The 12,120-nt window shown below is 59.9% G+C and carries 17 protein-coding genes; 8 read left to right on the top strand and 9 right to left on the bottom strand.

Annotated features, from left to right (window positions below; all coding sequences use genetic code 11):
- Positions 1-59 precede the first annotated feature (59 nt).
- Positions 60-323, top strand: coding sequence for a DUF8053 family protein (locus HALKA_RS0108935; protein WP_018257656.1), 264 nt, complete (start codon positions 60-62; stop codon positions 321-323).
- 1 nt (position 324) lies between these two features.
- On the opposite strand, the gene HALKA_RS0108940 is transcribed toward HALKA_RS0108935, so the two are convergent.
- Complete coding sequence (locus tag HALKA_RS0108940; RefSeq protein ID WP_018257657.1) at positions 325-618, bottom strand: DUF7692 domain-containing protein; 294 nt, start codon at positions 616-618, stop codon at positions 325-327.
- Positions 619-899: 281 nt separating this feature from the next.
- On the opposite strand from HALKA_RS0108940, the gene HALKA_RS20945 reads away from it, so the two are divergent.
- Positions 900-1,046 (top strand): hypothetical protein, encoded by a 147-nt coding sequence (locus tag HALKA_RS20945; RefSeq protein ID WP_018257658.1) that lies wholly within the window; start codon positions 900-902, stop codon positions 1,044-1,046.
- A gap of 6 nt (positions 1,047-1,052) precedes the next feature.
- On the opposite strand, the gene HALKA_RS0108950 is transcribed toward HALKA_RS20945, so the two are convergent.
- The 3 genes from HALKA_RS0108950 to HALKA_RS0108960 all read right to left on the bottom strand — a co-directional run bounded on the left by HALKA_RS0108950 (position 1,053) and on the right by HALKA_RS0108960 (position 2,765).
- Positions 1,053-1,433, bottom strand: coding sequence for a DUF7718 family protein (locus HALKA_RS0108950; protein ID WP_018257659.1), 381 nt, complete (start codon positions 1,431-1,433; stop codon positions 1,053-1,055).
- A 104-nt stretch (positions 1,434-1,537) separates the two neighbouring features.
- Positions 1,538-2,425, bottom strand: coding sequence for an HNH endonuclease (locus HALKA_RS19455; RefSeq protein ID WP_018257660.1), 888 nt, complete (start codon positions 2,423-2,425; stop codon positions 1,538-1,540).
- Positions 2,426-2,510: 85 nt separating this feature from the next.
- On the bottom strand, positions 2,511-2,765 hold the full coding sequence (locus HALKA_RS0108960) for a winged helix-turn-helix domain-containing protein (protein ID WP_080505815.1): 255 nt from the start codon (positions 2,763-2,765) through the stop codon (positions 2,511-2,513).
- A 449-nt stretch (positions 2,766-3,214) separates the two neighbouring features.
- Here HALKA_RS0108960 and HALKA_RS0108965 point away from each other — a divergent pair, with 449 nt between their 5' ends.
- The 6 genes from HALKA_RS0108965 to HALKA_RS0108995 all read left to right on the top strand — a co-directional run bounded on the left by HALKA_RS0108965 (position 3,215) and on the right by HALKA_RS0108995 (position 7,441).
- Positions 3,215-3,478 (top strand): hypothetical protein, encoded by a 264-nt coding sequence (locus HALKA_RS0108965; RefSeq protein WP_018257662.1) that lies wholly within the window; start codon positions 3,215-3,217, stop codon positions 3,476-3,478.
- Positions 3,475-3,687 carry a hypothetical protein gene (locus HALKA_RS0108970; protein WP_018257663.1) on the top strand — a complete coding sequence of 71 codons (213 nt, stop codon included), beginning with the start codon at positions 3,475-3,477 and terminating at the stop codon, positions 3,685-3,687. The genes HALKA_RS0108965 and HALKA_RS0108970 overlap by 4 nt, the downstream gene beginning before the upstream one ends.
- Before the next feature lie 264 nt (positions 3,688-3,951).
- Entirely contained in the window at positions 3,952-5,124 is a 1,173-nt protein-coding gene (locus tag HALKA_RS0108975; protein WP_018257664.1) for a tyrosine-type recombinase/integrase, read from the top strand.
- A 640-nt stretch (positions 5,125-5,764) separates the two neighbouring features.
- Positions 5,765-5,983 carry a hypothetical protein gene (locus HALKA_RS21920; protein WP_018257665.1) on the top strand — a complete coding sequence of 73 codons (219 nt, stop codon included), beginning with the start codon at positions 5,765-5,767 and terminating at the stop codon, positions 5,981-5,983.
- 293 nt (positions 5,984-6,276) lie between these two features.
- The gene (locus HALKA_RS20950) at positions 6,277-7,164 is read left to right on the top strand and encodes a hypothetical protein (RefSeq protein ID WP_155119391.1); all 888 of its coding nucleotides are present in this window, start codon (positions 6,277-6,279) and stop codon (positions 7,162-7,164) included.
- A gap of 76 nt (positions 7,165-7,240) precedes the next feature.
- A complete protein-coding gene (locus HALKA_RS0108995; protein ID WP_018256768.1) occupies positions 7,241-7,441 on the top strand; it encodes a ribbon-helix-helix domain-containing protein in 201 nt (66 codons plus the stop codon).
- Positions 7,442-7,877: 436 nt separating this feature from the next.
- Here HALKA_RS0108995 and HALKA_RS0109000 read toward each other — a convergent pair whose 3' ends face one another.
- From HALKA_RS0109000 to HALKA_RS0109020, 5 genes are all read right to left on the bottom strand, one after another.
- Positions 7,878-8,453 (bottom strand): SprT-like domain-containing protein, encoded by a 576-nt coding sequence (locus HALKA_RS0109000; protein ID WP_018257668.1) that lies wholly within the window; start codon positions 8,451-8,453, stop codon positions 7,878-7,880.
- A 52-nt stretch (positions 8,454-8,505) separates the two neighbouring features.
- On the bottom strand, positions 8,506-9,273 hold the full coding sequence (locus HALKA_RS0109005; protein ID WP_018257669.1) for a Nif3-like dinuclear metal center hexameric protein: 768 nt from the start codon (positions 9,271-9,273) through the stop codon (positions 8,506-8,508).
- Positions 9,274-9,541: 268 nt separating this feature from the next.
- Entirely contained in the window at positions 9,542-9,973 is a 432-nt protein-coding gene (locus tag HALKA_RS0109010) for an SHOCT domain-containing protein (protein WP_018257670.1), read from the bottom strand.
- A 43-nt stretch (positions 9,974-10,016) separates the two neighbouring features.
- Positions 10,017-10,517, bottom strand: a complete 501-nt coding sequence (locus tag HALKA_RS0109015) for an acyltransferase (RefSeq protein ID WP_018257671.1) — start codon at positions 10,515-10,517, stop codon at positions 10,017-10,019.
- A 54-nt stretch (positions 10,518-10,571) separates the two neighbouring features.
- A complete protein-coding gene (locus HALKA_RS0109020) occupies positions 10,572-12,092 on the bottom strand; it encodes a bifunctional phytoene desaturase/3,4-desaturase (RefSeq protein ID WP_018257672.1) in 1,521 nt (506 codons plus the stop codon).
- Positions 12,093-12,120: the final 28 nt, after the last annotated feature.

A 12,120-nucleotide genomic window follows, 5' to 3' on the forward strand; every position in this document is an offset into this window, starting at 1 on the left:
ATACGCGGTGTCGGTGACCCCAACCTATTTGATGGGTAGACGAAACCCAGCCGATAGTGATGCAGAAACTCCGGAACATGGACGGTACTGGTAGCGTGACGATCCCGAAGGACGATCTCGCCAGAGATGGGCTGGTCGACGACGACGGCGGACTGCCCGACAATCAGCAAGTCGTGGTCGATCGCCTCGACGAAGGCTGCTATGCGGTTCGGTTCGTCGACAGTGGCGACGTGCCCGAGCTGTCCGAGTGCGAGGCTATCGAGCGAATTGCCGCGCAACGGATGTTACAGCAGGATGCGCTTGGGAGCGTCCGAGCCGACTGAGCTACTTTTCGCCGACTTGGACCGTCGATTCTGTTTCTATCGGCATCGATCTGGTTGACAGTCGTTCGGCCACCTCTTCGAGGACGTCGTCACCAACATGGCGGGCGAGGTAGTCCATCGCCTCGCGTTTGCCCTGTTCGTCGCGACGGGCGTGTTCGCACGCGGCGATGATCGCGCCGGTGTTGTTCCCCACATCGAAGACATTCTTCGCGCGCTGGATCGCCTCGTACCTGTGGCCGTAATCGTCATCTGGATTGGTTCGGATTCGGACCTGGTTGGGGATCTGGTCACCCATACCTGTGGCCACGACCCCCAGAATCCTAGTTTTATCGCCTCACTCGAACTGAGACCGTATATAAAGAGCGACGGAACCGGTCGGGTTGAGCTGGTGAACCCGCGTGATCGGGGGGACTCGATGGGTCGTCGGTCAGGATAGTGGCCACAGTTCGATACCCGCTCGTGGCCACTGGCGAGAATCGTATCTTCTCGACGTGCGACCCCGTACGGTTGCTGAACGATGCTCTTCCAACAGGGATAAGACGCTGTGTGTTGTACTATATACCACAGCACCCTACCATGAGCCTCGAACACGACGGCGATTCCAACGAGAAATCCGCCGCAGAGCGGCTCGCCGAACTCACTGGTGAGCCAGTCGAGAAGTTCGAGTATGACGGCCCGATTCCTGACGCCGAGAATCAGGAATGGGAAGCCGTCGACGAGTAGCGCCGTCTATCTCCACTCTTTTCCGAAGTCGTGCCATGACTCGAACTGATCGAGGAAGTAATCCGCGTTGGCGAGTAGATACTGTTGGCAGAACTCCGGCGCGTGCTGCAGCGGAACATCGGGGAAGTCCCACGTCTTTTTGAACTTTTCACCGTCACGGTACACGTCCAGATGAAGACCTTCGATCGACACGTTATGCTTACCGTCGACGTTGTGATCGAAGCGCACGACCTGTCGCCAGTCGTGGGGCGGGTGCCCGTCGCGGGTCGCGTCAGCGTCGTATTCGAGCTGGTAGACGAAACGAGTCACGTCACCGCCCACGGTATCGAGTTCGCGACGAATCCGGGCGTAGGGCCACTCAACCCACACGAAGCCGATATCAGGCATCTTTGAATCTTGATTGTGTGCTAGTGCGGATTGTTAAATACCCAGCGATAAGGTGGTCGCATACATTTGCTTTTACTGGGCCTGTGGTCTCCTTCGGAGTATTGCTATCGCTTTCTCCCGTCAGTCTCCCGCTTATGAATACGATCTGTGATGTTCCGCTGAAGTTCGACTCCATCCCACTTCTCTCGTTCATTATCAGGAATCTCGTCGTGTAGCCTTCCCTCTTCAGCAAGCTTTTCTCCCATCTGTTTCAGGTACTTCCCCCACACGAGACGTGGAACTGGTTCGTCTCGCTCTTTGCACCACTCGATCACGTCTCTGTTCGATTTCGAGGAGTTGCAGGACTGGCAGGCAGGAACCTGATTACTGATGGAGTCGTCACCACCTTCAGCGAGGGGAATTACATGGTCGAAGGTGGTCTCGGTCTCTTCCTTGCAGTAGATGCAGATCCCGAAATCCTCCTTCAGTTGGTACTTGTCTTCCTTCGTGATCGACGCCATCTCGTACTCGCCTTCTTTGAGCTGGTGGTATCGCTTCCAGAGAAAGCCGTCGTGAGCAACGTCAGCAGCTAATTGAATCAGACGGGCGTGCTGGTAGCAGATGAGTTCGTGGTACGTCTCGATATTGCCGGGGAGGTTCGCTGTACCGCGGAACAGCCGTGGTTCTGGGTATGTGTAGTGCTTGATCGATGCTTCCTGTACTTCCTTCCAGAGGGTCTCGTCATCTAAGTCCTCCCAATCTGGGAGTTCGTCGCTAAGATTCTGTTCGAAGACAGCCACACTCACGAGTGCGTCTGAATCGTACTCTTCGTTGAAATCAGCGACGGTCCGCCCAGTTCCAGGTATGTCCCACTCTCCGGCTGTTTCACCGGGTTGGTGGACGATGACCATACTCGTCTGTCCTTCTTTTTCACGGTCGTAAACCCGCTGACCGGTAGAAAATCGATAACTTTGCTCGTCTTCGATGCTTTGAGCTTCGTCGTTCTCAGACATTCAGTGCAGTCCCTCGTTTTCACTATCTCGCACCGTAACTTCATTATCTAGGTTACATTCCGGAAACAGATTTGCTGTCGCGATTTTAGCTATCAACAAGGAGATCGTCGGCTTCGAGTTCCCCAGCGAGGTAGGCACGGCCGCGGTCGGTGATCTGGTAAGCACCCCTGTCTTCATCGTAGTATTCTACGAGGCCAGCTTTGTGAAGTTCTCTCAGTCGTGTTCGTATATGTGTTATTTGATAGTCAAGATTCATCTCAACCACTGCTGGCGTTGAGACAATAGGCTCATTTCCTTCATTCAGCAGAAACTCAAGAATACGGTCATCTGCTGCTGTCATCCAAGGCACCCGTGGCCGTCGCATTGGCTAACTGCATGAATATCTTGTAGTTAGGTGCGCCGTTTGACCTTGTAACTGCAATTGTATAATCCACTAGAGTAGATTGTGCAATCCACTAGTATTAAGTTACCTGCCACATTGTCGGTATTCAACGGAAGCACGTCGCGGACCCGTCGCTCGTCGTCGGGTCCTGTTCGAGAATTGCGGACCCCGCTGTAAGGGCAGCGGGTCCGCGTGGGCTTCCGTGAAGTAGCACGAAAGCCATGATAGCAAATTCGTCCGGGGTACATCAAAGCCCCGTCCGACAGCGCACGCACCGATCGAGAACCAGTTTCACTTCCACCGGCAGAATCACGGATTTCCGGGGGACGGGTCGGCGAACTGTTCACTTTCACTTTCACCACGCGGATAAGACTCGCTCCTTTTACCATCCCCTCTGTCGGTTCCGAATGGGTATGTTGGAAAAGAAGACCGTCCGCATAGAGTGCCGTAGCGATCGGTGGCGATTCGTGTGTCCCCGCGGCCACCGCTCCTGGGAGCCGACCAACCACCACTTCTGGTGTGCCTCCTGCGCGCGTACTGACGGCGTCGACGGGTCGTTTAACGAACTGCGCGACCGGAAGACCGGCGAGCTGCACGAGCGCGAACGCGTCCGGCTGGTGACGCCGACCGGACCGTACGATCGCGATCTCGACGGAGGGACCGAGCGATGACGCGCGAGACCGACCGCCACGAGTCGCCCTGGTACTGTCCGGAATGCGCGATCTGGGTAGGCTGGAAACTCGATACCTGCAGCGAGGGCCACGATCGCCCGCGCCTGCCGCTCCGGTACGTCGACGTGGAGTACGACGACGCCTGGAGAGTGGAGCGACGGGACCGGCTCCGTGGGAAGGTTCACTCGCTTTGGGGGTTCCTGCGATGAACGGGACTGTGTGGACCTGTCGAAGCTGTACCGGTGGATTCCCTCAGCCCGTGTTAGTCAACGGTGCCTACCGGTGCCCGTGGTGTTCCGAAGTGATCGCAAAGTGGGCCGGCGACTATCAGAAACACGCTGTCGAGCAGGTGATCGACAAATGACTCGGCTCGCCGAAGTCGAGACCTGTCGGGAAGACGACTGCCAGCGCGACGTGTATCCCGGCTGGTCCCGCTGCTTGGGCTGTGGGCGAAAACACCGGAGGGCTGCGTAATGAGCGACGACAGCGACGACGTTCGCGACGTGCTCGAAGAGATCCGCGAGGCTGTCGACGACGAAGCCGACCTGGAGCCGACCCCGCCGCGCGAGGCCTTCGACCTCTGGATTCAGCAACTCGACCGTGCCGAGTCAACGATCGAGTCCTATCAGTATCGAGTACAGCCGTTTCTGGAGTTCTGCGATGCGAACGATATCGAAACACTCGATCAGTTGACCACGCGGACTGTCAAAGAGTTCGAGGCAGAACGTCGTGGAGACCTCCAGAAGCAGACGCTAAACAATCAGTTCGGGACGGTTCGCCAGTTCCTGAAGTACTGCCGTGATCTGGAAGCGGTCACCGAAGACGTGGTTCGGGCGATCAACGTGCCCGAGCTGACGAAGGAAGACCGCGTCAACACGGAGAAGCTCATCTCCGAGCGTGCGAAGCCGACCCTCCAGAATCTCGAAAAGTACCGCTATGCGTCCCGTGATCATGTTCTCTTCCTGCTACTGTGGCGGACAGCCGCCCGCATCGGAACGTTGCACTCGCTGGACCTGAAGGATGTCTACGTCGACGAGGAAGACCGCGAGCGGCTACGGGTCGAACTCGCTGAAAGCGGCCACTCACCGAACGCCGTCGAGCAGATCCTCGACGAAGCCGAACTGCCGTTCATCTTCCCACGGAACCGGTCGGATTCGGGAACGAACCTGAAAAACCGCGACGGCGGGGAGCGCGTGATCAACATCGCCGGCTGGGTCGCGGAGGTCGTCGAGGATTACATCGACGTGAACCGCTTCGAAGTGACCGACGACGAGGGTCGCAAACCCCTTTTCACGACGCGGAAGGGGTCGGGCAGGCTGGCCCGCTCGACGATGCGGAACTGGATCTACATCCTGACCCAGCCGTGTGAGTTCGGCGGTGAGTGTCCCCACAACCGTGATCCCGAGACCTGTGAAGCCCGCGAACACGGCCACGGCTCGAAGTGTCCCAGTTCACGAAGCCCGCACAAGATCAGAACCGGCTCGATCACTTGGCACCGGGATAACGGCTGGCCGGTCGCGGACCTGGCGGACAAGGCCGACACCGGTGAGGATCTGATCAAAGGCGTCTACGATCAGCCTGAAGCACTGGTTCGCGGTGCGGCTCGACGGCACCATCTCGACAAACTCGACGATTCTGACGAGTGAGACACATCACTATGTATTCAATTAGTCCATCAAACCGACAGACGACTTTCGGTAGAGTAATGTCAGCTAACCGGCTATCCACCTCGGCGGTCCCACTCTTTTCCGTGTTGTATCGAAATTAACGGCAGTTCTGGGCTTCTGCGCCCAAATTACTGCGCTACAGAAATGTTCTAAAGTCACCTCTTTAAGTCGGCGGTGGTCGGCGTGAGTTCCGACAGTTTCGACCCGCTTGAGGATCCGCTGGTGTGCGATTACTGCGGATTCATCATCGAGGAAGTCGGGCAAGAGTGCCCGGCCCTGCCGAACGGGAGGTGTCGGCCGTGAGCGACGACGAGCCCGCACGGAGTCCTTCGAGGCGGGCGACGACGACAGAGGGTCGGACGCCGACACAGCGGCGACGTGGAAGCTCGCGCTGTACGGGGCGACGAACCGGCGGTTCTGGTCCTGATCGGAAGCGATCACCGAGGGGATCGACCCGAACGACCACACGCAGGACCCCGACGTTCGCGAAGCCGTCCGGTGGTGTTCGCTCGACTCCGTACAGGCTGCGAGTGAGCGCGAGAGACGCGACGACCTCGCGCGTCGGCAGTGGGACGACCTCGACGATCTCGACGCCGCCGTTGAGCGGACGATCTCCGACGTGGAACAGCCGCAGGTGCGTTCAACGCTGCCCGAGGAAGCTGAGTTCCGCTGTGTCGTCGACTACATCGGTGCATATGCGTACCGGGACCTCCCCAGCGACGAACTGGGAGACGGTCAGCAAGACCTCGAAGTCGTCGAAGACTGCGCCGACGACGGTGACGACGTGCCGATAGTAGATCGGGAAAAATACCTGCCGATTGTCGACGTGTGGGGCTAATTCCTCATTTATAAGATGTGAATACAAATCACCTCAATTCAACTGAAGTTGGTGGTTTAGATAGACATGTTAGCTGTAGGTCCAGATTGAAAGTGCTATCCAATAGTGATCATAGATTGATCTAGCAGTCTGATGATGGGATATTTGATCTGGGATTTCATAGTGTATTGAACACATAACACCCCTTTGTGTCAGGTGTATATTCGACAGAGGGTGTTGGATTGAGGGGCTGGAAATTTCACTTTCACTCCGGTGCCACCGAGTATATAAGCTATACTCTCCAATTGCATTGTATGTCGCGCTTCAAACTAAAACCGTATGAGATCCGACTTCGAAAGAGTGGAAATACTACCGACTATCTGGACCTGACATCTCTCGTTGAAAGTGGGGCTGCCTTTGAGGAAGCTTTCTTTGTAGATAGCCATAGCTCACCACTCCACCTGACCGAACTGTTCGAGCAATACGCTACACACTGGTACAACAACCCCGTTAATGACCAAGGCCGGCAACGTACACTTTCGGTAGACGACGATCCCGAGAATGGTGGTGGATATTTCCGACCAACCCAAGGAAGCGCTGGCGGAACACTAGAAGGTGTATTGAAATATGGCGTCTATGGAACCTCTGCAGATCACCTTGATACGGACACAGGTAATCGCGAAGAAGATGCAAGAAGGGCAGAAGAGGCTGCAGAAACTCCGATTCCGTTCCTTCTGCATGTCCCAGACAATGACCCTCGAAGAGCTGTGATAGTGTTAGAGGCCGTCGGCACTGCAGGAATCAAATCCCTGCTGGCACAAGAATTCGAGACCCTACTACCGGATGGCTTGATGCTGGAATTTGAGCCCGTCAAAGATGAGGCGATCTATAGCCGAATAAGACACGCAGATGAGGTCACTCGGGCTCGTCTCCGGAAAAGCGGCAGACTCAACGAACGAAATGACCGCTTCACATCGATCTTCGGGGACTCACTCTGCAAGCAGTCTAGCATATATGAGCCCTTCGAAGGGGGTTCAATTGATGTGGATGTCGGTGAACTCGAAGACTGGATTGAAAATGCGGATGATGACGAAAATCCCTTCGATATAGGGGGTGAAGTGTTCGATCAGGTACGCTTGACAATCAAAGAGGCAGGTTCAGAAAGCACTCTGTTGCTTAAAGAGGGTGAGAGGGTGTCATAGAACGGTTCTCATGGTTTCGTTGACTTCCTCAAAACGCTGTACACTTGGTGCACGCCATTTTTAGTGGGTTATAGATATGGGCAAAGAGAAATTCGGCGTTGCTGTTGACGAAGAGATCGTACAAGAAGTGGACGAATTAGTTGCTGAGTGTGACGATCTCGGAGCCAGCCGCTCCGAGATCGTCGAGGCCATCCTCACAGCGTTCGTTCAATCCGAGTCAAATCACGCTGAACGAGTGAGAGAAATCATAATTCGGAAACGAAAAGGGATACTCTAAACATTTCAATGCACCGTGCACCAAGTGCACGGCTTTCTAAGCTAGTAACGCTCTATAATAATCACAATCTCGACCATAGTGTGTGAAGACTTCTATGACACCCTCTAAAGAGGGTGAGGCAAAAATCATAGAGACGTTAGATGATATCGATACAGAAGGAGGCTACCCAGTGAACTCAGACGTATCTCGACGGGCTCGTACGTTTGTGAATCAGGAGATCCCATTCGCTAGTGGACTTGACAGTACCCCCGCATTATAATTAGAGTTACTCCTCGGTATCCTCTGAAACCCACCAACGACATTCGCCACCCCGTGTGGCGAAATCGGTCACAGATGGACGGCCGACAGTACAGGAGATCCGGTAGATGGACACCGCGAGAGATCGGCTGAACGATTCGCCGGAGCAACGCCGGTAGATGCTCGTCCTCGACAGGGTTCACTCCGATCGTTCGACGCATCGAAGCTGTGCCCTACAGCAGTCCGAGCGGTAGCGGTCGTACTCGCGGACGGACGGGCAGTCACGGTAGCGGCGGGCGACGACGGTGCCACAGGTTCGACACTCGAAGGTCCAGCGCGCGTCGGCGAACGTTCGGCAGTGGACCTCGGTGTCGAGTGTCTCGGCGCGCCGCCGGAACGCCGCGCCGTGGCCGGTCGTGGCGCAGTGTTGGTACTGTTCGACGTGGATCAGCTCGTGGCGCAGCGTCGACGCCCACTCCGCCTGCGAGAACTCGCGGAACGCGTCCCAGGTCAGCGACAGCGTACACGGGAGCGGCCTGCCGTCGGCATCGGGGACGGCGTCCCAGTCCAGGGGGTCGCCGACGGTGGCGTTGTCGATCTGGGGGTGTCTGACCGCGGCGGCGCGGCGGCGGGCCCGCGTCGAGACCGTCCACTCGACGAGGTCGAGGCGCACGTCCACCAGCCACTCGCGACGGGCGTGCTTGCAGTAGGCACGGGACCACGCGATCAGGTCGTCGTGATCGTCGATCGCGTCGAACTCGACCGGCGCGTCCATCGGCGGACAGTGGCCGCCGAGGGCGCTTGAGGGATGCGGTCCGTCGTGGTCGTTACAGTCCGGTCGGGTGGTCGACGTAGGTCGTGGTCAGGCCCCACTCTTCGAGCAGCGCGGCGAGGGACCGGACGCCGACGGTCTCCGTGGCGTAGTGGCCGGCCAGTACGACCGTCAGCCCCGCTTCGCGGGCCTCGTGGTAGGCTTTCTGTTTGCCTTCGCCGGTCACGAGCGCGTCCACGCCAGCCGCGGCGGCTTCGCCGATCCAGTCGCTGCCGCTGCCGGTGACGATCGCGATGTCCTCGATCTCGTCGGGGCCGAAGTCGAGCACCTGCACGGGTCGGCCGGCGGTGTCGAGTTCGTCGGCCAGCGACGACCGGAGGTCCTCGACGGTGTAGCTGCTGGCTGCCCGTCCGCGCTGGCCGATGTACTCCGGGCCGACCTCGCCGAAGGGAGCCCGGTCGTCCAGTTCGAGCAGGTCTGCGAGTCCGGCGGCGTTGCCCAGCTCCGGATGGCCGTCGAGGGGGAGGTGGGAGACGTACAGCCCAATGTCGTGCTCGATCAGGGGGGCCATCCGACGGTAGTGGGTCCCGGTCAGTCGCTCCATTCCGCCCCAGACGATGCCGTGGTGTGTGACCAGGAGATCGGCCCCGACGTCGGCGGCCGCCTCGACGGTCGCCTCGGCGGCGTCGACGGCGACGGCGACGTGCTCGATCTCGGTCGAGCGGGTCTCGACCTGAAGTCCGTTCGGGCTCGCGTCCAGGTCGGCGTAGGTCGCCGTGTCGAGTCGCTCGTCCAGTCGGTCCGTGAGTGTCTGCAGTTCCATGGCCGGCCCTTCGACGGCCCCGTCCGTATGCCTTCGGGGAGTCGGCTGGGCGGTGTTCAGATAAGAGAGAGTAGCGTCATTCAGGCACCGAAAGCCCTCGCGTCGCTCAGTAGCCATTGAAAGTCAATGCACACTCGATCGCACGACAGCAGTGCGATCAGTGTGTAAATCATTTCAATTGTCACTATAGCGGGCCGAGGGCTCTCGGTGTCTACAACTCAGAAAATGTAGCGGCTTCTCTGAACACTACCAACGACTGGGGTTGGGGCTACTCCAGTTCCCGCTCGCGCTCCTGGCTGGCCCGCTCGCGGTACTCTTCGACGTCTTCGAGCGTCTCGGTCTCCAGCAGTCGGTCGAGCTTGCGCTCGAACTGCTCGTCGGTGAGTTCGCCTTCGGCGTAGCGACGGCGCAGCGCCTCCAGTGGGGTCTCGTTCGGACTGTCGGCTTCCCGCTCCGATTCGTCTCTCGTCGTCTCGCCAGATTCAGTGCCGGTCACGTCGTCGGCCCACTCCTCTCGGTCTTCCTCGTCGCCGAACAGGGTCGCGGTCAGTGGAACGAACACGGCGTATCCGACGATCAGCGCCGGGAGCCACCACTCCTGTCCGGTGAACAGACCGACCATCCAGATGCCGGTCACCAGCATGGAGACGATCCCCGTGACGTTCTCGCGGGCGCGGTCGATCGGCGTCTCCTCGCTCATTGATCGTGGTTCTCGGGAGACGGTTATAATGGTGGCGAGAGCGTCACTCGTCGTTGGACAGGGGTTCGATCGGGACCCCGCCGACGCGCTCGCCCGGTGCCACGTCGCGGTTGACGAACGAGTGGGCGGCGACCGTCGCACCGTCGCCGATCGTCACGCCCGGCCGCGTCGAGGAGCCGTGTCCCAGGGTCACGTCGTCGCCGATCTCGACGGGGCCGACGTGCCACTCGTCGGTGTACCCCTCGTGGGTGAGCAGCTTCGTCCCCCAGCCGATCAGCGACCTCTCGCCGATCGTGATCTTCTCCGGGAAGAACGGGTCGACGACGACGGCCGGCGCGAGCACGGAGCCCGACCCGATCTCGACGCCGAAGGCCCGATAGACCGGGTTCTTGGCGATCGGTGGCAGGTGTTTACACAGTTCGAAGACGTAGTAGGTCAGGCCGAATCGGATCGGATTCCGTATCTGGTACCAGCCGGCGGCCGGTACGTCGCGGCGTTCGACGCTGTCGTCGACGGTCGACCGCTTCGCTTCGCGTCCGTCCATGCCTGCCGTAGGCGCGCCGCCGACAAGTCGGTTCCTCCGACGACGCCGGCAGCGTCACTCGACCGACGCGAGGGTCTCGGCGTCGCCCAGTGCCGGATAGTCCTCGAAGATCGCGGTGGCGGTGTGTTCGCCGCTGATGAGACACATCGGCATCCCGATCCCCGGCGTCGTGTAGGCCCCGGTGTAGTAGAAGCCGTCGAGTGGACCGCGGTGACTCGGTCGGAAGGGACCGGTCTGGAACAGGGTGTGTGCGAGACCCAGCGCCGTCCCGTCGGGGTCGCCGTAGCGGTCGGCGAACTCGCTGACGCAGGCCGTCGTCTCCGAGACGATCCGATCGCGGAGGTCCACGCCGGTGTGTTCGGCCAGATCCGTGAGGACCTGCTCGCGGAACCGCTCGCGCACGTCCGGAGCGTCGTCGAGACCCGGAGCGATCGGGACGAGCGCGACGACCGCGTGGTGTCCGTCGGGAGCGACGGTGTCGTCGGTCTTCGAGGTCACCGAGAGGTAGTAGGCCGGATCGTCGGGCCAGCGCGGCTCGTCGAAGATCGCCTCGAAGTGGTCCGACCAGTCCGTCGGCAAGACGAGCGTGTGGTGTTCGAGCGGGTCCACATCGCCCTCGACGCCGAGATACAGCAAGAACGCCGACGGCGCGTAGGTCTGGTCGTCCCAGTATCCGGGGTCGTGTGCGCGGTCCCGGTCGTCGAGCAGCGCTCGCTCGGTGTCGGCCGGGTTGGCGTTGCTGACGACGAGATCGCTCTCCACGAGGCCGTCGTCGGTCGACAGTTCGAACTGACCGGCCTCGCCGCCGACGTGCTGGACCTCGACGCCGGTCCGGACGGTGACGCCTTGCTCGCGGGCCAGCTCCGCCAGCGCGTCGACGACGCCAGCGATACCGCCCTCCGGGTAAAAGACGTTCAGGTTCAGGTCGACGTGGCTCATGATCGAGTACAGCGCAGGCGTGTTGTACGGCGAGCCACCGAGGAAGACGAGGGTGTACTCCAGGAGCTGACGGAGCTTCGGGTGCTCGACGTAGCGGCTCACGTAGTCGTCGATGTTCCCGAACAGGCGATAGCGCGGTGCCATCGGGAGCAGGTCGGTGTCGACGAACTCTCGGAGTCGCTCGCGGCCCTCGTAGACGACGCGATCCATCGCCAGCTCGTAGTTGCGCTCGGCGTCGCCGAGGTACGCGGCGAGTGCCTCGCCGGCCCCCGCCTCGTAGGACTCGAAGATCGCCTCGACGCGGTCGCGATCGGGCGGGACCGTCACGCTGTCGCCGTCCTTCCAGCACACCCGGTACTGTGGATCGAGTCGCTCCAGTTCGTAGTAGTCACCCGGTTCGCGGTCGAAGTGAGCGAAGAACCGCTCGAACACGTCGGGCATCAGGTACCAGGACGGTCCCGTGTCGAACCGGAACCCGTCGCGTTCGAGTACACCGGCGTGGCCCCCGACCCGGTCGTGGCGTTCGAGCAGGCGCACGTCCAGGCCCGCCCGTCCGAGGTACGCGGCCGCCGAGAGGCCGCCGAACCCGCCGCCGATCACCGTCACCGTCGGATCGCCCGAGCGCCGACTTTGCATGCCCGCCGCTAGCGGTCCCGTCGTTTTG

Origin of the sequence: Halomicrobium katesii DSM 19301 (assembly GCF_000379085.1) — an archaeon.
GTDB lineage: Archaea > Halobacteriota > Halobacteria > Halobacteriales > Haloarculaceae > Halomicrobium > Halomicrobium katesii.